Source organism: Ktedonosporobacter rubrisoli (assembly GCF_004208415.1).
Lineage (GTDB): Bacteria > Chloroflexota > Ktedonobacteria > Ktedonobacterales > Ktedonobacteraceae > Ktedonosporobacter > Ktedonosporobacter rubrisoli.
This window is the reverse complement of the sequence record NZ_CP035758.1, coordinates 731,620-757,866: the sequence shown is the minus strand read 5'-3', so window position 1 is coordinate 757,866 and position 26,247 is coordinate 731,620. Positions and strand designations below refer to the sequence as shown.

At 53.1% G+C, this 26,247-nt stretch carries 31 protein-coding genes; 15 read left to right on the top strand and 16 right to left on the bottom strand.

Annotation, left to right across the window (positions count from 1 at the left end):
• Positions 1-4 precede the first annotated feature (4 nt).
• Entirely contained in the window at positions 5-487 is a 483-nt protein-coding gene (locus EPA93_RS03375) for a DUF1579 family protein (protein WP_129885684.1), read from the top strand.
• Here the strand turns inward: EPA93_RS03375 and EPA93_RS48990 are convergent.
• The gene (locus tag EPA93_RS48990; protein WP_207229437.1) at positions 462-1,277 is read right to left on the bottom strand and encodes a hypothetical protein; all 816 of its coding nucleotides are present in this window, start codon (positions 1,275-1,277) and stop codon (positions 462-464) included. The two genes, EPA93_RS03375 and EPA93_RS48990, sit on opposite strands and share 26 nt — an antisense overlap.
• Positions 1,278-1,351: 74 nt before the next feature.
• Here EPA93_RS48990 and EPA93_RS03365 point away from each other — a divergent pair, with 74 nt between their 5' ends.
• Positions 1,352-1,726: a nuclear transport factor 2 family protein gene (locus tag EPA93_RS03365; protein ID WP_129885683.1), complete on the top strand. Its 375-nt coding sequence runs from the start codon at positions 1,352-1,354 to the stop codon at positions 1,724-1,726.
• A gap of 49 nt (positions 1,727-1,775) precedes the next feature.
• On the opposite strand, the gene EPA93_RS03360 is transcribed toward EPA93_RS03365, so the two are convergent.
• A complete protein-coding gene (locus EPA93_RS03360) occupies positions 1,776-1,970 on the bottom strand; it encodes a hypothetical protein (RefSeq protein ID WP_129885682.1) in 195 nt (64 codons plus the stop codon).
• A gap of 306 nt (positions 1,971-2,276) precedes the next feature.
• Here EPA93_RS03360 and EPA93_RS03355 point away from each other — a divergent pair, with 306 nt between their 5' ends.
• From EPA93_RS03355 to EPA93_RS03340, 4 genes are all read left to right on the top strand, one after another.
• Complete coding sequence (locus EPA93_RS03355) at positions 2,277-2,753, top strand: nuclear transport factor 2 family protein (RefSeq protein WP_129885681.1); 477 nt, start codon at positions 2,277-2,279, stop codon at positions 2,751-2,753.
• A 114-nt stretch (positions 2,754-2,867) separates the two neighbouring features.
• Positions 2,868-3,239: a DoxX family protein gene (locus tag EPA93_RS03350; protein WP_129885680.1), complete on the top strand. Its 372-nt coding sequence runs from the start codon at positions 2,868-2,870 to the stop codon at positions 3,237-3,239.
• A 354-nt stretch (positions 3,240-3,593) separates the two neighbouring features.
• On the top strand, positions 3,594-4,124 hold the full coding sequence (locus tag EPA93_RS03345; protein ID WP_129885679.1) for an RNA polymerase sigma factor: 531 nt from the start codon (positions 3,594-3,596) through the stop codon (positions 4,122-4,124).
• 8 nt (positions 4,125-4,132) lie between these two features.
• Positions 4,133-5,851 carry an outer membrane protein assembly factor BamB family protein gene (locus tag EPA93_RS03340; protein WP_129885678.1) on the top strand — a complete coding sequence of 573 codons (1,719 nt, stop codon included), beginning with the start codon at positions 4,133-4,135 and terminating at the stop codon, positions 5,849-5,851.
• Between the two features lie 185 nt (positions 5,852-6,036).
• Here EPA93_RS03340 and EPA93_RS03335 read toward each other — a convergent pair whose 3' ends face one another.
• Complete coding sequence (locus tag EPA93_RS03335; RefSeq protein ID WP_207229436.1) at positions 6,037-7,071, bottom strand: LLM class flavin-dependent oxidoreductase; 1,035 nt, start codon at positions 7,069-7,071, stop codon at positions 6,037-6,039.
• Between the two features lie 172 nt (positions 7,072-7,243).
• Between EPA93_RS03335 and EPA93_RS03330 the strand changes: the two genes are divergently transcribed.
• Positions 7,244-7,912: a TetR/AcrR family transcriptional regulator gene (locus EPA93_RS03330; protein WP_129885677.1), complete on the top strand. Its 669-nt coding sequence runs from the start codon at positions 7,244-7,246 to the stop codon at positions 7,910-7,912.
• A gap of 51 nt (positions 7,913-7,963) precedes the next feature.
• Here EPA93_RS03330 and EPA93_RS03325 read toward each other — a convergent pair whose 3' ends face one another.
• Positions 7,964-8,755 carry an alpha/beta fold hydrolase gene (locus EPA93_RS03325; protein ID WP_129885676.1) on the bottom strand — a complete coding sequence of 264 codons (792 nt, stop codon included), beginning with the start codon at positions 8,753-8,755 and terminating at the stop codon, positions 7,964-7,966.
• A gap of 140 nt (positions 8,756-8,895) precedes the next feature.
• Positions 8,896-9,522: a helix-turn-helix domain-containing protein gene (locus EPA93_RS03320; RefSeq protein WP_165422846.1), complete on the bottom strand. Its 627-nt coding sequence runs from the start codon at positions 9,520-9,522 to the stop codon at positions 8,896-8,898.
• Between the two features lie 332 nt (positions 9,523-9,854).
• Here EPA93_RS03320 and EPA93_RS03315 point away from each other — a divergent pair, with 332 nt between their 5' ends.
• Both EPA93_RS03315 and EPA93_RS03310 read left to right on the top strand, forming a co-directional pair.
• Entirely contained in the window at positions 9,855-10,745 is an 891-nt protein-coding gene (locus tag EPA93_RS03315) for a hypothetical protein (protein ID WP_129885674.1), read from the top strand.
• A 341-nt stretch (positions 10,746-11,086) separates the two neighbouring features.
• Positions 11,087-12,070, top strand: a complete 984-nt coding sequence (locus EPA93_RS03310) for an alpha/beta fold hydrolase (RefSeq protein ID WP_129885673.1) — start codon at positions 11,087-11,089, stop codon at positions 12,068-12,070.
• 290 nt (positions 12,071-12,360) lie between these two features.
• Here the strand turns inward: EPA93_RS03310 and EPA93_RS03305 are convergent, their stop codons facing one another.
• The gene (locus EPA93_RS03305) at positions 12,361-12,918 is read right to left on the bottom strand and encodes a cupin domain-containing protein (protein WP_165422845.1); all 558 of its coding nucleotides are present in this window, start codon (positions 12,916-12,918) and stop codon (positions 12,361-12,363) included.
• 172 nt (positions 12,919-13,090) lie between these two features.
• Positions 13,091-13,339 (bottom strand): hypothetical protein, encoded by a 249-nt coding sequence (locus EPA93_RS03300; RefSeq protein ID WP_129885671.1) that lies wholly within the window; start codon positions 13,337-13,339, stop codon positions 13,091-13,093.
• A gap of 228 nt (positions 13,340-13,567) precedes the next feature.
• Between EPA93_RS03300 and EPA93_RS03295 the strand changes: the two genes are divergently transcribed.
• From EPA93_RS03295 to EPA93_RS48195, 4 genes are all read left to right on the top strand, one after another.
• Positions 13,568-13,981 carry a GntR family transcriptional regulator gene (locus EPA93_RS03295; RefSeq protein ID WP_129885670.1) on the top strand — a complete coding sequence of 138 codons (414 nt, stop codon included), beginning with the start codon at positions 13,568-13,570 and terminating at the stop codon, positions 13,979-13,981.
• A 182-nt stretch (positions 13,982-14,163) separates the two neighbouring features.
• Positions 14,164-15,081, top strand: coding sequence for a CPBP family intramembrane glutamic endopeptidase (locus tag EPA93_RS03290; RefSeq protein WP_129885669.1), 918 nt, complete (start codon positions 14,164-14,166; stop codon positions 15,079-15,081).
• A 148-nt stretch (positions 15,082-15,229) separates the two neighbouring features.
• Positions 15,230-16,150 carry a CPBP family intramembrane glutamic endopeptidase gene (locus EPA93_RS03285; protein WP_129885668.1) on the top strand — a complete coding sequence of 307 codons (921 nt, stop codon included), beginning with the start codon at positions 15,230-15,232 and terminating at the stop codon, positions 16,148-16,150.
• A 69-nt stretch (positions 16,151-16,219) separates the two neighbouring features.
• Complete coding sequence (locus tag EPA93_RS48195) at positions 16,220-16,360, top strand: hypothetical protein (protein ID WP_165422844.1); 141 nt, start codon at positions 16,220-16,222, stop codon at positions 16,358-16,360.
• Here EPA93_RS48195 and EPA93_RS03280 read toward each other — a convergent pair whose 3' ends face one another.
• The 4 genes from EPA93_RS03280 to EPA93_RS03265 all read right to left on the bottom strand — a co-directional run bounded on the left by EPA93_RS03280 (position 16,361) and on the right by EPA93_RS03265 (position 19,671).
• The gene (locus EPA93_RS03280) at positions 16,361-17,248 is read right to left on the bottom strand and encodes a class I SAM-dependent methyltransferase (protein WP_129885667.1); all 888 of its coding nucleotides are present in this window, start codon (positions 17,246-17,248) and stop codon (positions 16,361-16,363) included.
• Between the two features lie 286 nt (positions 17,249-17,534).
• Positions 17,535-18,212, bottom strand: coding sequence for a helix-turn-helix domain-containing protein (locus tag EPA93_RS03275; protein WP_129885666.1), 678 nt, complete (start codon positions 18,210-18,212; stop codon positions 17,535-17,537).
• A gap of 32 nt (positions 18,213-18,244) precedes the next feature.
• Positions 18,245-18,514, bottom strand: coding sequence for a DUF2277 domain-containing protein (locus tag EPA93_RS03270; RefSeq protein ID WP_129885665.1), 270 nt, complete (start codon positions 18,512-18,514; stop codon positions 18,245-18,247).
• A gap of 242 nt (positions 18,515-18,756) precedes the next feature.
• Entirely contained in the window at positions 18,757-19,671 is a 915-nt protein-coding gene (locus EPA93_RS03265) for an alpha/beta fold hydrolase (RefSeq protein WP_129885664.1), read from the bottom strand.
• Positions 19,672-19,758: 87 nt separating this feature from the next.
• On the opposite strand from EPA93_RS03265, the gene EPA93_RS50235 reads away from it, so the two are divergent.
• Positions 19,759-19,893 (top strand): hypothetical protein, encoded by a 135-nt coding sequence (locus tag EPA93_RS50235; RefSeq protein WP_277988716.1) that lies wholly within the window; start codon positions 19,759-19,761, stop codon positions 19,891-19,893.
• A gap of 285 nt (positions 19,894-20,178) precedes the next feature.
• On the opposite strand, the gene EPA93_RS03260 is transcribed toward EPA93_RS50235, so the two are convergent.
• The 3 genes from EPA93_RS03260 to EPA93_RS03250 all read right to left on the bottom strand — a co-directional run bounded on the left by EPA93_RS03260 (position 20,179) and on the right by EPA93_RS03250 (position 22,196).
• Positions 20,179-20,595, bottom strand: coding sequence for a VOC family protein (locus EPA93_RS03260; RefSeq protein WP_129885663.1), 417 nt, complete (start codon positions 20,593-20,595; stop codon positions 20,179-20,181).
• A 74-nt stretch (positions 20,596-20,669) separates the two neighbouring features.
• Entirely contained in the window at positions 20,670-21,182 is a 513-nt protein-coding gene (locus tag EPA93_RS03255) for a MarR family winged helix-turn-helix transcriptional regulator (protein ID WP_129885662.1), read from the bottom strand.
• Between the two features lie 402 nt (positions 21,183-21,584).
• Positions 21,585-22,196 (bottom strand): TetR/AcrR family transcriptional regulator, encoded by a 612-nt coding sequence (locus EPA93_RS03250; RefSeq protein WP_129885661.1) that lies wholly within the window; start codon positions 22,194-22,196, stop codon positions 21,585-21,587.
• 139 nt (positions 22,197-22,335) lie between these two features.
• On the opposite strand from EPA93_RS03250, the gene EPA93_RS03245 reads away from it, so the two are divergent.
• Complete coding sequence (locus tag EPA93_RS03245) at positions 22,336-23,265, top strand: alpha/beta hydrolase family protein (protein ID WP_129894422.1); 930 nt, start codon at positions 22,336-22,338, stop codon at positions 23,263-23,265.
• Between the two features lie 409 nt (positions 23,266-23,674).
• Here EPA93_RS03245 and EPA93_RS03240 read toward each other — a convergent pair whose 3' ends face one another.
• Both EPA93_RS03240 and EPA93_RS03235 read right to left on the bottom strand, forming a co-directional pair.
• Positions 23,675-24,844, bottom strand: coding sequence for an alpha/beta hydrolase family protein (locus EPA93_RS03240; protein WP_129885660.1), 1,170 nt, complete (start codon positions 24,842-24,844; stop codon positions 23,675-23,677).
• Positions 24,845-25,065: 221 nt separating this feature from the next.
• A complete protein-coding gene (locus tag EPA93_RS03235; RefSeq protein ID WP_129885659.1) occupies positions 25,066-26,196 on the bottom strand; it encodes a glycosyl hydrolase in 1,131 nt (376 codons plus the stop codon).
• Positions 26,197-26,247 lie beyond the last annotated feature (51 nt).

Here is a 26,247-nt window from a genome sequence, read left to right as displayed (position 1 = left end):
ACGCATGTCTGAAGTCACTGATTTCGATTTTCTCCTGGGCTCCTGGAACATTCACAACCGGCGGCGAACAAACCCATTTGCGCCGCCGAACGAGGGAACCTGGGAAGAATTCTCGGCGGTTTCCACCAGCGCCAAACAACTCGACGGTCGGGTTCGTGTCGAGCAGTATGAGGCGACCCCACCCTCCGGGCAACATGTGCTCGGATTAACGATCCGAGCCTTTGATCAGGAGACCAAGCAATGGTCGATCGTCTGGCTCGATAATCGCAATCCCCCAGATTTCAGGCCACTGGTCGGGCACTTTGAGCAGGGTGTGGGACTGTTTTATCAAGTCATTGACTCCCCAATCGACGGCAAGCCAGTCCACGTGCGTTTTACGTGGGACCAGGTGACGGCAAACTCGGCTCGCTGGCAACAAGCCTTCTCATTTGATGGAGGCACGACCTGGGAGACGAACTGGATTATGGACCATCGCAGACGGGAGTAGTGCAAGACGTTCTGTCGAGGTCTCGATCCGTTTTGCCCACCAGGGGTGCACCCTGGAGATCGTAGAGAGAATCAGATCTGTTTTCAAAGATTGGTCCAACGCGCTTGAAGCGTGCGTGAGGCCAATCAACGAGAGCAAAATCCCTGGGAACTCCGAACAGCTTGATGGTGACTTGACCTCCTGCCGTGCTCCGCGCATTGCGAGCCAGTCGCTCTGCCCAGAAGAGGCGTGCACGCGCGCGTTGCGCACGGGAGAGGATCAGGTCTGCTGCGCCTGGCGAAGCAGTGGCGGGAGGTGGCAGGCTCAGCTTGATGCGCTGGTGTCGCACGAGGTGCTGACATTTGCGCCGGTGCGCCCTCCGGCTCCAATCTCGCCAGAGGAGCGGGGCAGAGCCGACGAGGAGTGGATGCAGAAGGACGCTCACGTGGCGGAGCTTTGCGGGAGCGCTGCCATTCCATTGACACTGTTCGCGCAGCCGACAGGTACGACAACTGCGAATGCTGGCTCCATACACGAAACGCAGACTCCCATCGGCTTCTCGGCGTTGCTCATGCGGGGTCAGTCTTTGGTCTGCTGGGTACCGGCGCGTTCCATCAGACTGGAGAGGAAAATCCTGGCCCGCGAAGCGACCTGTCTTCCATGTTCCCACGCGATGCGCAACGAGATGGTCTTGTCTGGAAGTTGAGAGCGACGAAAAGCGAAGGAGAACCAGCCCCTTTACGAGCACAGGCATACTAGCGTAGAATACGCACGAGAAGAACAAGGGGAATGAAGACTGAACCCATTTCAAACGAGAAGCCTCTCTAGAGAAGGGCTTTTTTTCTCCTCAACTGACTCCTTTGAACAGAACATGGAGGTAGAAACATGGATTCATTTCGAGCAGAACAGCTGATTCGTATCTATGTGGATGGGTGGAAGGAATATAACCCCACGAAAATTCTGAGCACACTCGATCCGGACTGTGTGCTCATTGAGTCGCAAGGCCAGATCATTCGTGGAGCGCAGCAGATCATTCGCGAGGTGGAAAAGCGCATTGCAGGCGAGTACGGCCCCTGGAAGATCAGCCGATGGGACATCACCACGCTGGTGGTGGCCGGGTCGCTGTGTTTCCTGGAATGGAACTTCGAAGGACAACGCAGCTTTGAAGGAGCCTCGCTTGTGCGCTACACGGAGGACAAAATCCGTTCCGTGCGCGAATATCGCACCACCCAACCCCTCTGGGAGGAAGGTCAGCAGTGAGCATGCCACCGGATTGAGCCAGCATCTTCCAACTCAGTTGTTCGATGGTTCAGGTAGATGGTAGTCCGAGGAAGATTGTCTGGCGGTCGGGAATGCCGAAGAGGATGAGCGTGATCCGCTCAGCCTGAGTCTTGCGAGCATTGCGAGCGAGCCGCTCCTCCCAGGACAGGCGGGAATGTGCACGCTCTGCCCGAGAGATCGTCGGAGGGGAAGAAGCGCCGGATCTGGGCAGAACTGGCTCCATCTGAATCTCCAGGTGCTAGCGATGCAGAAGCAGGCAAGCATGCCGTTAGTGCCGCCGGGGCCAGTCTCGTCAGAGAAGCGGGGCAGATCCCGCTTTCGGCGCTTTGAAGGTGCATTATCGGCTGCTGCCGTATGTGTGGTAAGAGAGGAGCAAATACAAAAGCCCGCTTTCCATCAGGGAAGATCTGGGTTTATCTACTCGTCACATTCCTCAGTTTCCTTTCGTCATAGGAGTGATTTCAAGTCGTGAGAGTGCATGACTCCTCATGTCACAGCACTTGAACTATCTAGACGAAAGAGGAAACCTATGAGCAACTTTGAGAGCATTATTGATCGCATCGAAATCGAGGCTCTACGCAGCGAGTTCACCGATACAGTAATGATGCGTGACCCCGACCGCCTGGCATCGCTGTTCACCGAGGACGGCGTGTGGCGGATACCTCCTATCGTTGACATCACTGGCCGGGAGCAGATCCGCGCCATGAGCAAGCAGCTACAGAGTCAGTGGGACTTCTTCGTGCAAACCACGCATCCGGGCTCGATCCAGCTGCATGGCGACACCGCAGTCGGCCGGGCCTACATCTCAGAAATCCTACGCTTGCGCGACGGCAGCTCGCACCTTAACTACTCCATATACCACGATCGTTACCGGCGTACTCCGGATGGCTGGAAGTTCGCCGAGCGCTCCTATGAGGTTAGATACCTCGACTCTACGCCGCTCGCGGGCTCAGCACCTCATGCCGGCGGGGCAGCAGCTTCGGCGCCAAAGGAGCACTCGTCTTAGCCGCAAGCAAGGCGATCTCACCCGATTGCCAGGAAAGCAGTACCAACCGGCGCTGCTCTACTGGCGAGCTCATGCTACATCCCAACATTTTTATCATTAGAAGGAGAAGAGGCAATGAATATTGCGCTTTGGATTGTACAGATCTTGCTGGCCCTGCTTTTCGCGGCATCAGGCTTTCAGAAAATAGCACAGCCGGTCGAAAAGTTACGTGAAGAGATGAGATGGGCAAAGTATATGGCCCCTGCATTCATACGTCTGATTGGCATCCTGGAGATCTTAGGAGCGCTTGGGCTCATTTTGCCTAAAGCCACTGGCTATCTGCCCTGGCTTACACCGCTGGCAGGAGTTGGCCTGGCCCTTACTATGTTTGTGGCTATTCTCGTGCATTTGCGCTTGCGATTGGAGAAGACAGTAGTTCCCGTCGTCCTGATGCTTCTATCGCTGTTTGTAGCTCTGGGCTACTTCGTTTTCATTCCGGTTGTTTGAAATTTGGTTTTGTCCATCTGCGCTAGGATAACACACCATTTACGGCTTCAACTTCCCACGCGCTTTGCAATGCGATGAGGAGAGCAGAAAATGGGGATGGCCACGCGGCTTGAAGTGGCTCTGCTCTCCCTATAAACTTGATGCATATCGCTATTTCGCCATTTGATACCTCTATTGCCCCTTCTTCAAGCCTTGTTGGCAGCTTGCGTGGCGTTACCTCAACTTAAGAATGTCCTGACCCGCAGCTTGTGCTTTACAATTCAGCCGAAAAAGTACCTGCATGAGGGGAAGTGTAACATTTTTTGCTCCTGAAACGATGCGGTATAGCGAGATCTCATGGATGCAGAGGTACCTATGTATCAATCAAAAATTGTGACGGGTGGAGACACCGTGACTGATGTCCTCTACCAGCGTTACGCGGCCACAATCTTTACCTATGTGCGCCAGCATATTGCCTCACGAGAGGATGCCGAAGATATCCTCGTCGAGACATTTCTTGCCGCGCTGGAGGCACCAAAGTTTGAGCAGCTCGCCGAAAAAGAGCAGGTGGCCTGGTTGTGGCGTGTAGCGCGCAACAAAGTTGTAGATAGCTATCGACATGCAAATAGACGTCACAGTATACCCCTGGAGCAGATCAGTGAGACTGTGTACGAGGACGAAGAGCAGGGTCCCGAACAGATGATGCTCAGACAAGAAGCAGAGCGCCAGGTACTCGCTATTCTGAAGCGCCTGCCTCCCGGACATCAGGAGGTAATGCAGCTGCGCTTTGGTCATGGCCTGCGCAGCGCTGAGATCGCGTCGATTATTGGCAAACGGGAATCAACGGTACGCGTCACTATTTCGCGAGCCATGAATCTCTTACGCAAGCTTTACGAGGAACGGTAGGAGGAACTATGCACGAAAAAGAACACTTCAAACCGGAAGCCGTAGACGAGCGGATTGAACAACTGGCCAGCTCGATTGAGGCTCGCAATGGGACGCCGGGCGCAACGGTTTCAACTGATGAGCGGCTGGTCGAGACACTGCAGCACATGTATCGTCTGGATATCTCAGAAGAAGATAGAAAATCCTTGGAGCGGGCCAGGCTTAGAATCGTCAGCGCCAAAACCAGGGCGGCACCGTCGCAAACTGCCCCAGGAAGAGATAGTGAAGCAAGCAATCCACAGCGTCTTTACGGAAAGAAGAGCATTTCTATGCATACACAATCACGTTTTCCTGGTTCTTTCGGAAAAAGAACTGTGCGCTGGTTGAGTACCCTGGCCGCGGTGCTCGTTATTAGCCTGGTTGTTGGGAGTCTGCTGGTGCTAACGAATGTAGTACGTCCTTCAGGGAGCCAGGGGCAAACAAGTAACGTATCGACGGCGGCACATCCAGCGGCGCCCCAGGCTAAAGTAACTGATGGGCAGCAAAACATCTATAGCGCGGATCTGCACAATGTCTATAAGCTTAGCGGAAAAGATGGCTCTGTAATCTGGAAACGGCCAATAAATGATGTTGTGCAACATAACTATTTTCTCTGGGTAGAGCACGGAACCGTCCTCCTCGCAACTGGCCTGGGAGCTCCTGCGCTCTATGCCCTTAAGGCCAGCGATGGCACGATCCTCTGGCACAAGACCCTGGATCAAGGGCTGCATTATGCTCCTGATATTATGGACGATACCGTTTTCGTGCTGCGCCAAAAAGATGGCACTCTTTTTGCCTTTGATGCGCAGAGTGGGAGCGAAAAGTGGCATTATACACCAGTTGCTAAAGGGATGATTTATATACTTAGCAATGGAAGTGTCTACTTGAAGCTAGCGAATAGCAGCCTCTACGCTCTAAACGCAGCTACTGGTACGGAGCGCTGGCACTATACAGAAGCGGCTCCGCAGCAAGGGCATGAATTCTCAATATCTACTATTGCTGCAGGCGATGCGCTCTATGATGTTTCGGGGAATAATCTCTATGCCTTGCAGGCGCGGGATGGGAAACTCCTATGGATGAGACAGGCATCATCCGCATCTCAATCATTTGGAGGCCTATTTGTTAATGGGAATAAGATCTATGCTGAGACCGATGAGCCGGTAGACGCAACCGGGCATTCTCTGCCTCCCCATGTCTACGCGTTTAATACCGGCGATGGGCAGCAGCTCTGGAGACTTGATGGATTTGTCGGGCGCATTTTTCTTAATGCAGGGGCGAATCAGCCTGATGGCATGTTCCTGGCTTATCGCAGCCCGAATGATGATAATACGTTAGCTTATGTTATCAATGCCAAAGACGGCTCAACGCTCAGGAAACTACCAAATTCTTGCGAGAGCCCTCCGGGCAAATGCGCGCGATATCCTTTTACAGTTATCGGTAAGAAACTGTATGTTATCTATACGCAGAAGCATGGCGGGTCTTTGCTAGAAACATATGATCTGAATACAGGAGCCAGGACAAGCAAATCACTGGATATACCGCAAGGCTATGCTTTATCTGCGAGTGTGAGTGAGGGAGTGGTTTACCTGACTCCGCTTGCCAACGGCAACACGATTAGCGCAGTACGTCTCAGCGACGGTGCTGTATTGTGGAAGCACGCGTTGGATCAAGAGAGCCCGAATACGGTTCGCGCAGTTGTCGCCCCCTAGTCGAGTAGTTTGGATAAAGCCAAGAGTGTAGTGGAGCGCAGTCCATCCTGAGCTTCCACCGCTCAGAGCGAGCAAAGTCTGTGGCGGGCAGAGGGCCTTATGGCCCTTTGCTGCGTTTCTGCGTTGTCTCGAAGTCTCGGAAATGAGAGCGATTGGCCCGCATCCCTGGACTTCGAGAGTTGTGCTTAGGAGATGAACTCTTTGGCAAAGTGGCGAATGGATAAAAGATGGGCCGCATCGGGGAAAATGAGGCGTAGTTCCTGTATCCCCAGCGCTTCGTAAATCGCCAGGCGCTCACGAATCGTCTCAGGACTGCCAATTAGCCCCTGACTTTTAGCACCGGCCGCATCGCCTGCAAGAATAGCCCCAAACCACTGGCTCAGGGCAAGGAAGGTAGGGCTGGTTCCCGCGAACATGTCCATAAAGCCTTTTGTGGCCTGCAGATGATCTTTCCAGGCCGTGGAGAATGAAGCAATTGCCAGTTCATCTGTCTCACCTATGGCACAGAAGACCGTCGCTACACGCCAGATACTTGCAAAGTCACGTCCCACTGTAGCACAATGCTGTTTGAGGATGGTCAGCTTCTGCTCAAGTGTGCTAAAGTCAACGGGACCTAGCAGGCAGGCATTAGCATACTCCGCTACAAGTTTGAGCGTTACCCGTGCTTCATCACCGGCGATGAGCAAGGGAATGTGCGGTTTCTGCACGCCCTTTGGCTCGTTTATTGCCCCGTGCGCCTGATAGTGGTGGCCAAAAAAGGTTACAGTTTCCTCTTGCCACATGGCCAGAATGATCTTGACAGCTTCCTCTAGCTGCTGCAAGCGCGTGGGCGCTTCTGCGGTCTCGTAGCCAAAGGCCTGGAATGCGCTTTCGGGCTCCCCAGCGGCAATTCCCAGCGTCAGGCGACCATGTGAGAGCACATCGACTGTGCTGGCCATCTTAGCGAGAAGGGCCGGATTGCGATATCCCTGGCAGGTCCCTTCCTGACAAAGGCGTATCCGTTTGGTATCGCGCGCCAGAGCTGCAGTACTGGTCCAGCACTCAAAGTTGAACAATTGATGGGGTGTAGTTGGCATCAAGTGATCCGCCAGCCAGAGCGTCTCATAACCGCATTCTTCTGCCGTTTGCGCCGTGTGGACCATAAGCTCATAGGCAACTGCAGGCTCCTGGAGATCGGTGAGCATCGGCCATCCCTGGGGAACCTGTATTCCGTACTTCATTCGTGAATTCTTTCTTTTCAATAAGCTGTTCGTACAATAAGCGACAGGGAACAATTGCTGTGCATAAACACTCCTGCAGAACTGCCTGCCTCTTTTCTAGTCTAGATTTGCGCGGATGGGAAACGAAGAGCAATCGGGCAGAAATGCAACATATGTAACAAAGGGGGAGAAAATGTCTCAGAATGCCAATGATTTGCGCGTGAAGCGAACGCGCAAACTACTGCGGGAAGCCTTGATCACTTTGATCGAAGAGCGCGGGTTCGATGGGCTCACAGTCGAGGAAATTGCGCAGCGCGCCATGGTCAGCCGGACAGCTTTCTATCGCTATTATCAGGATAAATATGATCTGGTCGAGCAGATCTTTGCCGAAACTATGGTCAGTTTGCACGAGGCTATCGCGCCAAAGTATCGAGAGGTTCTTTCTCATTTTGCCTATCATCCTCCCCTGAACCCCTGGGCCGAACTCTTCTCATCAGCTGACGCGCGGCCGGTTCCCGAAGCGTGGATTAGCTTCTTTGCCCAGATTGCAGAGCATCAAAGGTTTTATCGCGCGCTCCTGGGGAAAAAAGGGAGCTCCTGGTTTGTGGGCACGTGGCGCGCCTCTCTCGCCGAAGGCATACAGTACAACCTCCAGGAGATAACTGTTACCATCAATCAACCCTCCATCGCGAAAATCTGCGCCTTTGCCGATGGATTAGTGCCAACGCTGCTGGCGGCACAACTCATCGATACGATCACCTGGTGGTTGGAGCAGGAAAGCCCCTACCCTCCCAGGCAGATCGCAACATACTATTATCGTCTGAGAAGCGCGCTTCTTAAAGAAATGGGTACATGGGAGTAAAAAGAGGTTCTCCTTTACCTAACAATTAGCTTTGCCGTGTGCCTACACTTCTCACTTTCCCTCTTGCACGGGTGCGTTGAGGAATGAGCTCAAATGCGCAAGCAATTCCTCTGAGCTAGCAACCATATATGATGCATGATCGCTGTTGGAGAGCACGACAAGATTAGCTTGGAGGAGACGGGACAACTCCTGAGTGTGTTCGTGGCGAATGATATCGCCATCGGCAACGAGTACCAGGGCCGGGGCCTTGATAGCTTGCACTTCCTCGGGTCGTAGCCCTTGCCAGGCAGAGATCTGGTTTGCCGCTTTGGCGATGAGGCGAGGCCAGCCCTGCGGGTCAGGAGCGACACGCTCATACTCCTCGCGCATAATGGGTGGAAAGCCATCAGGAGTGGCGTGACGCAAGCCTTCCAATATGTCTGGGAGATAGCCTTCGGGGCTATAGACTGCTGAGGCGAGGGCGAGCTTGCGCACCAGTTGAGGGTGCTGTGCCGCCAGGTACAGGGCGACAGTGCCTCCAAAACTATAGCCAAAAACGTCAGTTTGCTTAATGCTAAGGTGCTTCAGTAACGCTGCGATATCGTCGGCTATGTATTCAAAGCGCAGATCCCGTTCGATATCAGCCGTGTGTCCATGGCCTTGCAGTTCAACGGCAATGACTTGGCGGCCCGCCGACAGCCTGGGCAAAACATTGAAGAACATGCCGATGGTGGCAAATCCTCCATGAAGTATGAGCAGAGGTTCTCCCTCGCCATGGATCTCATAATACATATTGAGGCCGTTAATCTGTGCATAGTTGCCCCTGGACGCGGCCTGTGGATTGGACTTTGTGTTTTCTGCCATGTTAAAACCCTCCTGGATCTAATTCAGTTATAGCCTGGTTATGTACGAGAATTACCAGGACGCCTGAAGCATAGCTTAGGATGGAGGGTTTGTCTTGAAGTAAACGGCAAAATTTTTGCGATTCATAATCGATAATCTGCTCAGTCTGCCAGCAGGGCCGCGTAGGGATGAGGGACGGATTCAGGCTTACTCATAGCTCTCATCAGGGCTGGCGTTTGTCCCATAATGCGTTTGAGCGAACGGGTCAGATGGGCCTGATCGGCATAGCCAGCCTGCTCAACTACGTCGAGGATCGTCATACCCTCTTGCAGGAGGGCAGTGGCATAGCGCGCACGTTCGATCTGGCGAATGTTGCTGATGCTCAGGCCGGTAGAGCGCAAAAAGCGATAGCGTAGCGTCCGAATAGGCATCTTGCTGGGCCTATCTTCTACTACTGCTGAGACGATAGGGTCATAGAGCAAGACCTGGGCACGAGCCAGCCAATCTACAAAGGTGTCGGCGTTCTCATAGTCAGGGAATTGCCAGCGAGAGCCACCCAGCCAGAAGTAACTCTTTGAGGCTGGCGACAGAGATGCCTCTTCATCGAGAAGGGTGCGAGCAGAAAGCCCGCGCAGAAACACACCAAGTTTAAACTTGATAGCCAGCCACTCGACCCCCTCAAAATGGGTAAGAGGGACAGCTTTCGTCGTAGGCCCTCCAATCGACATATGTACAACTTTGTGCGTTTTTGCCACATGCAAGGTCCAGCGGCCATCGGCAGGACACATAAGAGAAGTATCCTTCTCTGCGCCTCCTTGCCAGACAGACTCTACATAGGGCGAGTCCGACAATCTGCCTTGCGCGAAAAAATCCATATTCTCCCTCCAGGATATCAGGCATTTCAGTATGGTGAATGTAGCATTTATGAGCCTATTATAGCTGAATGTTTGTGTGAAAACTTCTCAGTACTTGCGCTTTTCAGCCCGGTGGCAGGCAAGCATACTATGGCAGTTACTAATAAAATATAAAAATAAGCTTTATGTATGTTGTGCTTCTATCAACCTTATGCTAGAATACAAACTGATTTAGAAAAATTGTTCTTGTTTTGAGGAGGTAGAGTATGAATGAAAATGTAAAACGGGCTCTCGATGAGAACGAGCGCGAAGAGCTGTTCAAGCAACTTCTGGCCCGTTTCCTTGGCGACGATGAGCGAACGCCAGAACGACGTATACTGCCTGGCCAGATCCCTGACGATCTACCAGAGAAGATCCCGTTTCCAGATGGCATGCGTATCATCGGCACAATTTTGCAAGGGCAAAGCATCTCGATCATGTTCGATTCGTCCCTCGCTCCGAAGGCGGTCATTGATTTCTACAAAGAGGCGCTGCTTGCCTCTGGCTGGCAGGAACGCGTAAAACTTTTACTGGCTGCCTTGAAGGAAAAAGGCGTGGACACTTCTCCTAAGATGTTACCCCTCTCTATTTCAGACGATAGCGAGAATAGACTGTCATTCTTGCGCACTGTAGAAGGCCCATTTCTGGCTGTGAACGCTAAAGCTGGTAAAACAGACACGCAAGTTGAGATCGAGCTGCGTCTGGGGACAACTGACTACCTTCCACATATCACAGAAAATCTGCTGCCAGTACTATATCATCCAACAGGTAATCAGGTTGGCGGAAATGTATCTTTGAGCGATTATGATACCTTTTTTCTTGACAAGTTCCAGCTAAAAGAAGAGATGGAACTTTCCCGGCTTCTTGAGCACTATTCGGCCCAGCTTACAAAGGCCGGTTGGCAGATTAATAAGCGTGGGCTAGAAGAGCCTGTGGCCTGGAATACCTGGACATTAAAGGATAGCGAACAGGCTTCCTGGTCCGGCGGACTAACGCTGATGCGTATTGGGCCTAAGCCGGTTTACAAGCTGGATCTCTATATACGCAAGGATGTAATTAAGCGCCCCCAGGGTGCCTGGTTTCGCTGGGGCGAACCACCAATTTATGATGAAGAGTAAGCAATCAGGGCTCTGTGTCTCTGCTCTCCCAGGATTGGAAGTTTTATGGGGAGTGGGCCTGTCCAGGGCAAAGGTGACAGCCTGGATCTATGAGGGTTCACTCAAGTTTGCGCAAGAATTTCCTAGTTTGTCTGCAACAAGTGGGTTACCATAGCGCTATGTGAAGCAGACACGTCTTTCTGCCTTCGTCAGTCATTTCAACGGGAAGAAGAAGTGACAAAGGAACGGAGGAACGTCCTTTTTCAATCTTGCGTCTTGGGTCGATTTTAAGCACTTCTTCGGTATTGCCAGAGCGGAAAGAAGCTTGATCGAATTTGTTATTGATAAATTAGGAGACGAGAATGACAGAAATTACTCATCGATTTGTTGAAGCTAATGGGCTTCGGATGCACATCGCAGAAGCCGGTCAGGGACCACTCGTCGTGCTCCTGCACGGCTTTCCTGAGTGCTGGTATAGCTGGCGTCGCCAGATCGTAGCTCTGGCTGAAGCTGGCTACCATGTCGTGGCTCCTGACCAGCGCGGATACGGGCAGACAGATTCCGCCGGAGAGGACGCGGAGAAGTATACACGATTGCATCTGGCGGGTGATATCGTGGGCCTGATAGATACGCTAGGAGAACAGCAGATGGTCGTAGTAGGGCATGACTGGGGAGCGCTTGTGGCCTGGGATCTGGCGATGATGCGCCCTGACCGGGTACGTGGAGTCGTGGCTTTGAATTTCCCCTACTGGCCACGTATGGAGGGCGATCTATTCAAGGTCTCACCTCCAGACGGGACATTCTATATAGAATACTTTCTGCAGCCGGGGCAAGCCGAAGCAGAGATGGAGCAAGACGTAAGTTTGTTCTTGCGCAAGATGTACTACACGGTTTCTGGAGAAGCACCTGAGCGAGTAAGCGCTGCATTTAGCGTATTCCCGAGCGGGATGCGCTTTGTCGATGCCCTATCCAACCCTGACAAGCTTCCTGATTGGTTGACAGAAAGGGATCTTGCCTATTCCGCGCAGCAATTCGAGCGGACGGGCTTTCGTGGAGGGCTCAACTGGTATCGTGCTGCGCCGCTGAATTGGGAACTGATGGGTGCCTGGAACAATGCACCTCTTTTAACGCCTGCGCTCTACATCATGGGAGAGCGGGACGTAGTGACTGGTTTTCCGGGCTATCAGGAGGTGGTCGCCAATATGGTTGCCGCTGCTCCGCAGTTGAAAGAACCGCTTCTGTTCCCAGGTTGTGGGCATTGGACTCAAGCGGAACGGCCAGAGGAGCTGAAGAACGCATTGATTACCTTCTTAAAGGATCTGGCGTACGTTCCAACAGCCTCCTAAATGCTTCAAGATAAATCTTGTGGAGGAATGATAAATAGGGAGAAATGCGTTGAGGATGTCAACTTCTGCCGATTGTATCCGGATGATGCTGATCCCAACTCAACCATTGCTGTTTATCTGCGCAAGGATCAGCGCCCAGGGGAACCAGGTCTTCTGAGGGCAAACCAGCCCTCTAGGATAAGGAATAAGCTGTTATAGGTCTGAGCCTCTGCAATCCCCTGAAGGCAATCCAAACGACCACGCCAACCGGATTTGGTAGCGTGGTCGCAACAGGTAGAACTGCGTAATTCTTAGTGCTCGTGATGATCGTGATCATCAAGACGGCGCGGCGAGGGATCAACCAGGACCCAACCCATTTCTTTTCCCACTTCGAGCAGTTCCTCGGGAGAAGGCATGTGTGTTGGATGGGTAGGCATGCTGGGTGCGGTGGCCGGTTCACCCGCGTCTTCGAAGAACTTCTCGAAGCCGGCCGGCGTTATTACACAGTATCCCCTTCCGCGCTTGGAGCGCACAAAGATCGAATGAGCTGTGTTCTGCGGAATCCAGACTGTACAACCAGGAGTCACGAGGTGAACCGTGTCATTGACAAAGATCTCCCATTCGCCCTCGGTAATGTAGAAGAGCTCGCTTTCGTTGGCGTGTTTATGCACAGGAGCTTGCCAGCCGTAGGGCACATCGCATTGGAAGAAGGTCAAGACTCCATGAGTGTCGGCTGCCTTGGCTTTGAACGTGAGCAGCGCGCCGACAAACCAGGTCATAGACCCCTCGTCAGGTTTGAGCATGTAGCCATCAGGGTTGGCCCCGGGCGTGGGTGTTCCATTATGCGGAGCGGTATAATTAAAGGTCATGGTGGCGATCCTCCTTGTTGCCACTATTTCCCCGTCACTGAGAGATGCCATCCGTGCGTTCACCTCAAACAAATTCAGCTGCTTGCCGAAATAAGAGGAGATGAGCCCGCGAAGCAGTTGTGCCGCGCGTTCTTTTCTGGCTTTTCCTTCAAAACGGGAAACCTAACGCATATCAAAAATTTAACGAAGTTAGATAAAAGGCAAATGAAACCCTTATGCCAGAATGTTTACAGCCTCTTTGAGCCCTTGCTGCCTGGCCAGCTTTTTCATATTCCGGGTATTGCTCCGGCCCTTTTCTAACAGCATTCAAAAATCTAACCTTGTTAAAAACAACTTTAATATGAAATAGAGTAAAAGTCAAGCCTTTTATTGTCCAAATTTTTTCTGCTTTTCCTTCAAGCGTGAAGCGAAGCTTATCCATGCTGGGAGCAGAATTGCAGCACTAGCCATAAACACAAAGCTTTCCTCTAGCTATCCTGCCCTTATCTGCTTCGATGAAGAAGCCTCGCAGCTAGCAACTTTCTCAAGAGGAGCAAGACTGGCTATTTCAATTGTTTTTCAGGTGGCTTGCCCTTGACACTCTGTTTTCTTTCTTGTATTATATCAACTGTGTCAATGTTATGATACATTAACAGACGAAGACAAAAAGATGGTAACCTTATTACAGGTCAATATACGTAGCAACGTTCCGATTTACGTGCAATTGGTGGAGCAGATCCTGCACGCCCTAGAAGTTGGTATGCTCTCACCGGGCGACACGCTTCCATCGGTGCGCGAGCTGGCCAACGAATTGTCGATTGCCTCCAGCACCATTGCCAGAGCCTATAAAGAGCTGCAGAGGATGGGCTTCATAGAGAGTCGCGCGGGTAAAGGAACTGTAGTGCTTGGCCAGATCGACGAGCGCCTACGGTCGCAGCAACAAGAGGAGCTGCTTGAGAGAGTGCTAAGTGTGGTCCATGATGGAAGCCGCCTTGGCCTGAACGCAGAAGCGCTACGAGTACAGTTTGAGCTAGCCGTCAAGCAGTTCTTTTCTGAATACCAGCGGCAAGGAGACAAGCGCTAAAGCATCATATGCGTGGAAGACAAGCCAGAGAGAATATTTTGTCTGCCTTCTCATGGCACCGGTGTCGCAACTTGCGGCCCTGATAGTTTTTAAGAGAAAGCCCGCTGCACTGCGGGATAGTGGTAGCGCTGACCGGGATAAGATGAGGCATCACTACCACGTTCAAGAATAAGGAGATTCTTATGCATGTTTCATCGTCTGGTCATGCTACCGAGCCCTCGGCAGGAGGGTTGCGCGGTTTTCTGCAGCGTCACCCGCTGGTGAGCTACTTTGTGATGGCTTACGGTTTCAGCTGGATTGGTTGGCTACCCTATGTCCTTTCGCAGGATGGGATCGGCCTCTTAAACTTTAGCCTGGGCCAGTTGTTAGCGTTGCCGGGGGCCTATCTGGGGCCGCTTCTCTCAGGGTTTGTGATGACAGCGGTGATGGAAGGCAAGCCCGGCGTGGGGCGATTACTGCGCCGCATGATCCAGTGGCGCATAAGTTGGTACTGGTACCTGGTTGCTCTGGTGGGTGTTCCTATCATCATTGTCGCGGGGCTGCTTGCGCTGCCAGGCGTTGAGGCGAATATCCATCCGCAGCCGCTGCAGATCATCATGTTCTATCCACTCCTCTTGATCATGGAAATCCTGACGAGCGGGCTGGCCGAGGAGCCGGGTTGGCGGGGTTTTGCCCTGCCGCGCCTGCAACGGCAATTCGGCCCCTTGCTGGCCAGCATCATTCTTGGCATCCTCTGGCAGTTCTGGCATCTGCCCCTGTACCTGACGAGCTGGGGAAATGGAGCTGGCCCGCTGACAATTGGGATATCCGCGCTTGGCAACATTGGTCTGACGATCCTTATCACCTGGGTCTTCAACCATACGCGCGAGAGTCTGCTCATCACCATTCTACTGCATGCAGCCCTCGATGCCTTTGGCGTGACGGCGGCATCATTTCTCTTCACCACGCAATGGATGCTGGCACATGGTGAGGTGGGGCTGCTGATCGGCTTTGGTATTGTTGGGCTGGTAATTGCCATAGCTACACGTGGTCGCCTGGGATATCAACCAGAAGCACTGACCGATGATCCTGAAGTGACAGTCATCAGAGGTAGATCTTAACTAACTTATAAAGCTTTCTCTTGTCTTTTCTCGATACCTTCTCAATCTGAACGTTGGAAAAGTGTATGAAGCAACTCAGGTAGTGGTAATAGGTGAGCTAGCGCGGCTCCTCCATTACCACTACCTTCCAGGAATATGGAGCGTTCTTATGGATATATCGTCATCAACTCAAATTGCCGAGCCCTCAAGGCGTGGACTGCGCGGCTTTCTGCAGCGCCATCCACTGGTGAGCTACTTTGTGATGGCCTATGGCTTTAGCTGGATTGCCTGGCTGCCCTATATCCTTTCGCAGGATGGGTTTGGCCTTTTGCCTTTCCATCCCGGCCAGGCTGCCCTTCTGCCGGGAGCATTTCTGGGGCCGTTTCTCTCAGGGTTTGTGATGACGGCGGTGATGGAAGGCAAGCCCGGCGTGGGGCGCTTACTGCGCCGTATTGTCCAGTGGCGCATGAACTGGTACTGGTATCTGATAGCTCTGGTGGGCATTCCTATTATTATCATCTCTGGGGTCCTCGCGCTACCAGGAGCAGAGGCGAATATCCATCCCAATATTCTTAACTTCGTGGGGTACTTCCCGCTCCTCTTGATCATGGAAATCCTGACGAGCGGGCTGGCCGAGGAGCCGGGTTGGCGGGGTTTTGCCCTGCCGCGCCTGCAACGGCAGTTCGGTCCCTTGCTGGCAAGCATTATTCTCGGGCTATTGTGGTCAGGCTGGCACTTGCCACTGTACCTCGCTAGCTGGGGAAATGGAGCAGGCTTGCTTGAGATCGGCGAGTTCTTCCTTACTACTATAGGAATTGCTAGCATCATGACCTGGGTCTTCAATCATACACGGGGGAGCCTGCTCATCGCTATCCTGCTGCATGCAGCTATCGATACTACCACCACGACATCGGCCGTGTCGGGGATCTTTACAGAGCAGTGGTTCTTGAAGTATGAGAATCTGGCAGTGCTGCTTGGCTTTAGCGTAGTCACGCTGGCTCTTATCGCGCTGACGCGTGGTCGCCTGGGATATCAGCCAGAGTCCTTGCCTGTTCATGCAGCTTCTGACTTTAGCGGTAGCCAATCTTGACGATTGTCGCTTTGTTTCCCGTATACTCATTTAGGCAAGGGAGAAGCCCGGCGAGAAAAGCGCTAGATCGTGCAAGCAACGCAAGTAGAGATGCCGCTAGCGCTTCCCTGGACTTCTCCTTCCTGCTACGACCGAAAGTCAGATGGTGTCATATGCCCTGTGGTAGCCCGCTCTATCTGGACCTGGGTTGCTATCGATGGCTATACATAATCAAGCGAAGCGCAGATGCGCGCTCGTGTGGCCCGGATTGCGGCCCCAGGCGGTCACCAGGGTCCAGGGAGAGGTCCAGCCAGGCTCTTGCAACTCGCGGAGCGCCTGGTGATAGAGCTGCTCATAGTCCTTTGGCATGCTACCCCATTTGCGCAGAAAAGGCATGATCGTGCGATAGGCGCGCCGAACATCCTCAGTCAAGTGTTGACCGGCCGGGGTTCCAGCGTGAAATTCCAGGTTCCAGGTGTGTGTTTGCACCTGGGTCAATCCATGCTGGGTGAGCACGCGGGCGAGATGGCTGGTGATTCCGTCAGTGGTGGGTGTGAAGAGATAACCGGCCTGGAAGGAGGCTTGTATGCAGAGCTCATTAAGCCGGTTAAGGGCCGGGCTGAAGCTCTCCAGAGTAAAATCTCCTTCGGTGATGCGGATGATGCCGCCGGGCCGACAGACGCGTTGATACTCGCTGAGGAGCTTGGGCCAGTCCCAGGTGCGTATCCAGCTCTGGCCGAAGCGCTGATTGATAAGATCAAAAGAAGCGTTAGGAAATTCGAGCATGCGCAAGGCGTCCATGCTGGCAAACTCGACCCGCTCGGCACCCTGCTGCTGGGCTTGCTCACGGGCAAAAGTGAGCATATGTACACTGATATCCACGCCCACCACACGCTCTAGCGTGGGGAGGGTTCTGGCGGCCTCGATGGACCAATCGCCGGTGCCGCAGCCGACATCTAAGATGCGTCTCAAGGCTGTGGGATCTTCTTGTTCGGGGAGCACGCCGCCCATAGCTGTGGTGATCATCTGATCCTGTAGATGGACCCGCTCAAGTTCTTGCTGGTTGGAGCGATCCTGGACCATATAGGTGCTGGGATGTTCGCCTGGCTGCTCGCTCATGCTGGTGCCTCCTTGCCTGCTGGTTCTGCGTGTGAGAAAGCAGAAGCCGCTTTTTCCCAAAGTATACCTGAGTTCTGCTGAACTGTCGAGACCAACCCAGGGCCCGTAAGCAAGCCGTGAGCAGAGATGGTCTTATCAAGGGAAAGATCTTTCCTTGCCCAGCAGGGAATGAAGAGAACGATCTTTGAACGCATGCTCTGTTCTCGACAAGTTGTAGATTGAGTGCGGTATTTGCCCTGACAACCTGAATCAGCGTGACGGGCAGCCTCGTGAGCAAAATAGATAGCTATGGCGCTTTTCTGATATTGACGATTTGGGTTGGCGTCTGGCCGAGAAAGCGCTTGAGGGATCTGCTCATATGGGATTGGTCGGCATAGCCAGCCTGATAGGCTACATCAAGGAGAGGAATACCCTGTTCTAAGAGCGCTGCTGCTTTTTGCGCGCGTTCAATCTGGGCCAACGCTCTCTGAGTTAAGCCTGTGGTCAGCAAGAAATGCCGCCGTATCGTGCGTGATGAGCTCTCCAGAAGCTGATTTTGGACTGCAGCTTTTACTACGGGATCAAAGCGCAGCTCGTCCTTGCGCACCAGCTTATCAATAAATGTCTCTACATTTTCATAGCTGGGGAATGGCCAGGCAGAGCCATGCAGCCAGAAAGTATGAGCTGTGGTTAGTGGCAGGACTGCATCGCTATCAACGAGATTCTGGACCGGCAGGGAAGGAAGAAAGGCACCTGGCTGAAACTTGATTACCAGCCACTCAGTACCCTCGGCATGGACCTTGTGTTTGACTTGCGTCAGGGGACCTTCAATAGAGACGCGTACCTTTCCATCCCGCTTGAGAAAGAGCAGATTCCACTGCCCATCGGCCGGACAGGCGGGCGTGTAGTAATCAAGGGCAGCGCCTCGCCAGATCATTTTGATATATGGCGAAGGTGATGTTCTACCTTCAAAGAACGCGTTCATCCTGTTATCCTCGCTACTCTAACACAAGAATATTATCTGGCGAATCTCTGGGCACTACGCTCTCTCAGGCGAGCCGCTTCTTCCTCGCGATTCTTGGGTGCAGCGTTAGTTGTAAGCTGATTAAGCAGAGTCGTGGAGGCTTCCGTTATCGCCTCAACGGCAGCAAAGAAGGCGGCCTCGTTGGCCTGCGAGGGCTTGTTGAAGCCACTTACCTTGCGGACGAATTGCAAGGCCGCCTGTCGGATCTCCTCCTCGGTAGCGGGCGGATCAAAGTTGAAGAGGGCTTTAATATTTCTGCACATTTGTTTTTCCTTTCTTAGAAGAAGATAGAGCTCGGAGTGTGCGGCGTCAACAGCTGCTAAGGTGTGCGCTGCAGGATAATGGAACCGCCATCAAGTCTCTGTTAACAAGCTATTCTTTTGCCGGTGCGCCAATGCGGAAAGCCGAGGAACAGCTCCCGCACCTCTTAGGCTTCCATGATTGGCATCAGTGAAGTAGCCAAAAAGTTGACAAAGCCAGGCGAGGCCAGTGTAGATAAGGGAGGCTAAAGAACGGTGCGAATGGCCTTCACAAAGGCATCAGGGTCTTCAAAGGGCACAAAGTGACCAATGCCGGCTAGTATCTGCACACCGACGAGATGGGGAAAAGAGTCCTCCAGTCGATCAGCCCAACTTGACAAGAGGATCGGATCAGCCTCTCCCCACACGACAGCGGTCGGCTGAGTGATGGGAGCTGGTGGGTTCTGCGGAGGGGATGTGGCAATTTGTCCAGAGCCACCTCCTGCTCGATACCAGGCGATGCTTCCTCGCACGGCTTCCGGCTGCGCATAGGTATCCACAATTGCGGCAAATTCTTTGGGACGAAGCGCCTGCTTCTTGCCGACCCAATGGTCGTAGAAATACGACAAGTAGAGGCGAACTGTTTCCCGATCATGGCCAATGAGTAGATCAGCTTGTGGAAGCGTGTGAAAATGCTGATACCAGCGTTCCTGCTGCGCGGCTGGCTCTAAGGGACGTGTGCCATAGCCGGGATAGACAGGCGCGGCTAATGTGAGTGCCTTGACGCGTTGAGGAGCCATCTGCGTAACAGTTTGCGCCACACGCGAGCCAATATCATAGCCAGCAAGAATGACCTTCTCAAGCTGCAACTGATCGAGCAAGGCTAGCACATTTCGGGCCTGCGCATCTGCGGAGTAAGCCGCAAGCGGAGGCCAATCGGGTTTGGCAGAGCCACCAAATCCGCGAAAATCCATGGCAATGACAGAGGTGAGTTGTGCCAGACGAGGAATGACGCGCCGCCAGTCATACCAGAAGCCGGGCCAGCCGTGAAGCAAGAGCACCGTTGGATTTCCTTGTCCTCGCCTCACGTAATGCAGGTCCAACCCATCCGCATCATGAGCCATGGCGTGTCCCCAGGCTGCATCTTGAGGAAGGATATCATACATCTCATCGGTAGGCATAGCTCATTCCCCTATCATGATTTCAGCGACTTTCTTCCCACATAGTCTATTTTGCCACACAGGTCGTTTTGTCCACAAGCACGAGAAATGCAGCAAGGACATCTGGAAGTGGTCATTCTGCTCGCCGCTATCAGTCTGATCTGTAGCGTCTGGCTTTCTGCCGCTAAGTTGACGGGCAAGAAAGAGCAGGCAAGCACGCCATCCTCAAAAACTGCTGTGTGAAATTGCCTTCCACAAATGCTATTGCGCTGCTTGTCGCAATCAGTGCTCCGACTGAAATTGCGCTGCTTGTCGCAATCAGTGCTCCGACTGAAAGCGAGCGCCAACCGGCGCGGAGGCCCAGTAGCGAGGCAAGAAAGTCTGAGGACCAGGCATCCGAGCATTTCCTGGTCCTCAGACTTTCAACACGCTGGCAGTAGTTGACGCAAACCTATGCGGCACAAAGTTTTAGCAGGTCCCGGCCTGCTCTAGCCCCTGGCCCGGAGCTACGTATTACTCATCCATGGCTCATTTGTCAGTCGTGGAAGGTGTGCTTTGCGCTTCTTGCTTCTGTTGCTCCTGGGCTGACTCAAATTCCAGCACGTGGCCATCGGGATCTTGTACCGTGAAATCAAACTCCCCCCAGCGTTTCTGGGCTGGAAGCTTTACGTGCTCTATCCCCGAGGCCCTTAGCTGCTGCGCGAATCCTTCTAGCTCTTGCGAGGTTTCCAGTTCGAGATGAAACAGAGGAGCTTTTTCCTGCTGGAGCAGACCCAGGCGCCCAGCTCCTATCCGCAGCATCGCAAAGTAGCCAGGACGATGGACCACTACCTTTACCCCGGGCAGTTTGGTATAAAACTCCAGGGAGCGCTCAACGCTCTGTACGCGCAAAGTCAGGCCGGCCAGAGTAAGTTCATGGGTAGCTTCTTCTGCTGAAAACGTCATTTTCTTGCCTTCTTTCTCTTTTTGGTTGATAGAAAATCCATTGTTACTAAATGCTGTCTCTTCCCGCCGCTTTGCTAGTCAAGCTCTGACTTGAAGAGTTTGAGCAGCAGCGTATGGAGGGTGGCTTGTTCCTGAGCATCGAGGTTACGAAAGAATTCGTAATCTAGTTTATCTGTAGCCTGCCGCATCTGGCTGATAGCTTGCCTGCCCGACACTGTGAGCTTGATTATATGGCGCCGGCGGTCTCGCGCGTCAGCTGTGCGCTCAACAAACTCTCGTCCTTGTAGCACATCGAGCAGATCAACCATATTTGCGCGGTCAATATCCAGGAGCTTAGCCAACTGCTGTTGGGAGGCTTGCCCGATTTCTTCAAGGAGAAGCAGCACGCCATAGTGCGATGGATTGAGGCTCCACGCAGCAAGGGTCTGGGTGAAGCGGCGACGCACTTCGCGCCCAAGCCGGCCCAGCACATAGGCTTTACTGTTGAGCTGATGCGGGACAAGAAGATGCATACCCTCGGTATTCACCTGCTCTTGTGCAAGGGAGCGGCTGGCCGGAAGCTGGTCATCTGCAATGGAATCAGCCATCAAGACTTCTCCCTCCTTTTTTGGATGTATCGTCGTCAGTCGTTTGTCCAGCACCAGGCTTGCCGGGCTTCTAAGGATAAACAAATCTATTGGTAATGCCAACTGTTATATATACCAATAATATTCTATGACACGAAGGATTGTCAAGTGGTGTCTGAAAGCGGCTCGCGGCTGGGAGGAAAGAAGAAGATGTAATTTATCTAGAGCTCTTTGGCGGGGCAGATCAATTTTGTAGAGATGGGAGCTGGCCAGGGTAAAGCTTGAGCGTACAAACTTTGCTCTGGCCGTGCTAGGGCGAGATAAGCGGCCCGGGGTGTTCCTGGCAGATGTGCGAGTGCTGACGCATATCTTGGGTGTTTCGGCGAGCTAGCCGGCAGGCGTACATTTTATAGATCGGCAGTATCAGGTCGAGCGCGCTTGGCGGAGTCCTGCGATGAGTAGCTCGACCATGCGGCGAGCATCGTAGCGCGAGTCGTTGTCGGCGCCAACGCAAAGGTTACCGATGGCACGCATCAGTTCGTAGGCTGTAATATCGGCAGTGATCTCGCCGGTCAGGATAGCGGCTTCGAGCAACTGAGCGCAAACGGGGAGGAGACGCTCAAGGAAGTAGGTATGCAGCGCGTCGAAGCCTGTGCTGCCGGGCTGCAGGACTGTGGCGAGTCCATGCTTGGTGACCAGGAAATCAACGAAGAGGTTGACCCACTGACCAAGGGCAGCGTGCGGCGAGTCACTTTTCGCCAGCAGAAGCGGACCGGCTTCGGCGCAGGCCTCAACCTGGTGGCGATACACGGCAACAACAAGATCCGCTCTCGTCGGGAAGTGACGGTAAATCGTCCCCATCCCGACGCCAGCCGCTGTCGCAATGTCACGCACCGGGGCCTCAACACCTGACTTGACGAACACGGCGGCGGCGGCGGCGAGCAACGCCTCCTCGTTTCGCTGCGCGTCGGCCCGCTTCTGCCTGCCTGGTTTCTGCCGGGTTGGTTGCCCCGCTTCCTCGTCGCTGGAAGTCATCACTCCATTTCCTCCTTCATACAATTGTTTGACAAGCGGAACATTGTTCCGTATAATGTTATTGGAACATTGCTCCGTTTTCTTAGTATACCATATGCGAAAGAGCTAGAAGGAAGAAATTTCGATGAACAAATCAGATATGGCGAGCACGTTAGTGGCCAGAAGCGCGTCCGCTCCAGTTGTCTCGGTGAAGCCGGTCGTGCTCTCAGCCCCGGATCGAGGCGAGGACCTGCATGTGCGTGTGTCAGCTCCTATAGTTGGGCGCGAATTGCCTCTTATTGTTTTCTCACATGGCTTTGGCTGGTCATTAGACGGCTACGGGCCGTTGGTTGACTACTGGGCTGCTCACGGCTTCGTTGTCATACAACCTACCCATCTCGACGCGCGGGCGCTGGGCCTTCCTCCTGACGATCCCCGTACGCCGCTGATCTGGCGTTTCCGCGTCGAGGACATGAGGCGCATCCTCGACCAGCTAGATCTCCTTGAAGCTTCAGTTCCCGGCCTCAGTGGACGCCTTGACCGAAGCCGCATTGCGGCAGCCGGGCACTCCTGGGGCGGCCAGACGGTGAGCATGCTGCTGGGCGCACGTGTCCTCGACTCCAAGGGTGAGACGCAAGAGGACATGTCCGACGCGCGCATCAAAGCTGGTGTGCTGCTTGCCACGCCTGGCCTGGGCGGAGCTGACCTGACTCTGTTCGCAGTCGAGCATTTCCCGTTTATGAATCCGAGCTTCGCGCACATGACTACGCCGACTCTCGTGATCGCGGGAGATCGAGATCGGTCCCTCCTCTCCGTGCGCGGGCCAGACTGGTTTACTGACCCGTACTTCTTGAGTCCAGGCGGCAAGAGCCTCCTGACTCTATTCGGGGCAGAGCACTCGCTTGGCGGAATCGCCGGGTACAACGTCGCGGAAACGACTGATGAGAGCCCCGAACGCGTCGCCCTGATCCAGCAGCTCACGTGTGCTTACCTGCGCAGTGTACTCAATCCTGGGGATTCTAGTTGGTCAGCAGCACGCACGGCTTTGATGGAGAGCACCAATCCACTGGGGCGAATCGAATCCAGGTGAGGCTCTCGGGGAGCGCAGAGCACTTCTAATAGGTTCGGGCGCGGCCAACCTACAGGAGGAAACTATTGTGCGCTGGAAAGAAGAGGAAGAGAGAACTGATGCACAACCAGATACACTCCGAGAGCGCTGAACTGGAAGCGGCTTGAAACAGTTTTGATCTTCTCACCTTCGCTGCGATGAGCTTCATACTGCTTCTGGAATTCTTTCCAACCAAAGCCTTAAAGACGAGCCGTGGTTTGCCACATCACGCTTGGAATGCAGCAGGCACGATAACAAATCTCTGGCAGCACTCAGGGTCAGGAAAGAATGGACATGACAGAAATCGGTAAATGAGCGCTGGCCCTGACTATCACAGGTCGGGGCCAACAATGCAAGATCAGCGGGATTGTTCTCCTGCAATAGCCGAGTTTTAACGTGCGTTATGCTTTTGTAGCCAGTCGTTGATATCACTGAGCGGCTGCTGAGCAATAGGCAGCATATTATCGTAAGCGGGGCCGGGCGTCACTCCCAGCGAATGACCAAGGTGAGCATACATGTGCAAGGTGTGATCGCGATTACCATTCTGATCTACGATAGTGTCAATTCGTTTTGCGCCATATGCTGGTGTATTGCCATCTTGCCGTCCCTGAAGAATAAGGACGGGTAGCTTGAGCTTGCTAGCCTGCTCGCTAACAGAAGGTAAGACATGTCCCGTTCCATACATATGGAATAGGCCAGAGGGCAACAATGCCTTATCGATGAAGGCAGGGAAAGTTGGATAGAGCTCATGATCGATATCAAGTTTTCCATCATGATTAAGATCAAAGGCAGGATTGGGAGTAAAATCTCCCGAGGCCGGATCGGAGGTGACATAGCCAAGTACTTCTTTGGCAGGAAAACCCCCGTTTCCTGTCCAGGCTTTCTGCAGTGCAGTGCGATCGAGCAAGCCTTTTGAGGCAAATGGACGTACATAAGGGATGAAGGCTTGCCTGGCCTGGAACAGAAGAGTATCCTTAGGCGATCCGCTTATGGCTCCCTGGAGGATAAGGCCGGCTATTTCAGGATGGCTGATGGCCATGTTGCTGGCAATCATACTTCCCTCACTCCATCCGTAAAGGTACATACGCTTTGCATCTATATGTGCATCGTTTTTTACGTATTGAAGAACTTTATTAGCGTCAATGAGCAATTGCTTCATATCGAGCTTGCTGTATTTGGCGAGATCGCTAATCTTATTAGCGCTTGTGATGTAATGTTTGTTGTAGCGCATGACCGCAAAGCCGTGTGCTGTTAAGGAATTGGCGATATCTGAGAAGATATGGGAGCGAAACTTGCCGTCACTGTCTCCTATGACGTTAGCTTCTAAATCCTGTGGTCCGGCACCATGGATCAGTAGAACTACTGGGGCTCGCTTACTTCCCCTGGGATAATCAAGCTCTGCCGGAGTCTGGAAGTCGCCAAGATTAATTGAGAATTTTTCCGCGTTATAGGCTGGCTGTTTATCTGCTGGCCTGCTGGTGGTAGAGGCGTGGGCGCGCGTGAGAGTCAAAATGCTTATCAGTAATATACATGCGAAAAGAGATATACCGAAACGTTTCATCAAAGACCTTTCTTTTATTTTTACCTTCCGATGGCGGTATGTTTCCAGAATAGAGGTAAGTTGTTACAGAAATGTGAAGAAAGAGTAATCAAATTGTGACGCATTTTGACAGCCGGCTGCAAAGCTGCAAAAAAGAGCGCTACCGCCGGGATAGCCGCGTTTCGTCGTTACATTGCTATCCGCTGGCGAGCAGCGCCCACATGTTTAGTTAGTAGGATGCTTTACCATACAGGCTTGCTTTTTACATAAGCTTTGAGCGCATTGAAAGCAGGCAAGGGGCCGCTAGTGGGATAAATAGTGTTCGGCTGATCTCCATAATTGATGGTATACCAAAATATCTTTTTGACGATACCGGAAGTAGAAGCGTGATCTGTCACGTAGCTCAGGTATTGGGATTGCACATCCGGCGTTACTGCAGAGCGGCCGGACATATCTTGAGTGGGCCAGCCAATTTCAGTTACCCAGATTGGCTTGCCGCCAAAACCGTAGCGCGCGGCAATCGAGTTCATCATTTGCCATTTATGATCAAATGATGGATGCATGCTATCTACATCCACGCGGGGATCAAGCCCTTGATTGTAATAGTGGAAGTTCATAAAATCCATATATGCCCCATAGCCACCCCCAAAGATCGCATTCAGCACGTCAGTTGTGCGGCTGGGATTTGATAGGAAGGTTCCATACATGCCCACCTGCGCATACGGACTTGCCGCTTTTATCGCTTGATAGCCAGCTTTCAAGATTGGGCCATAGTTACTTATAGAAAAACTGGAATTAGCATCATACTCTTCATTTCCGATCTCGAAGGCATCGATGTAGCCATGGCCACTCTTGCCATTGTAGCGTGTGGCGACCTGGGTGGCGAACGAAGCCATCTCATCGGGCGTTGGTGTATAGGGATTGCTGAAGCAGGAGCCCTGGAAGCACTGAATAGGCACATCAAGGTGAATGCCTGACGCGTTCATCAGCGCGACAACCGAGTCGAGGGTTCCCCAGTTATAGCTTCCCCCGGACTGAATATCGTCTACATGGATCTGGAAGCGTACCCAGCAGACGCCCATTTGCTTATAGAGTGCGACAAGGGTGGAGTCAGCAGTGACAACAGTAAACCCATAGGGGCTATTAGCGTCACATGTCCCGTTATAAGCCGGGCTAACTGCTTTATTCGTTGGGCTAGGCGTGGGACTGGGCTTAGCCTTTGTCGGGGTAGGACTGACCTGACGTGCTGGTGGCTCCTCCCCTTTGGGGGTGAGCGTTGGGTCCACGGGAAGCGTAGCTACAACCTGCGGTCCTGCCCCGCTTTTCTTGGCAGCGGGTGGGGCCAGCCACAGATAGGTGCCGATAATGCTCACACACCCCACGATCACTGCAATTGTTATGAAAATAACGCGCGAGCGAGCTAT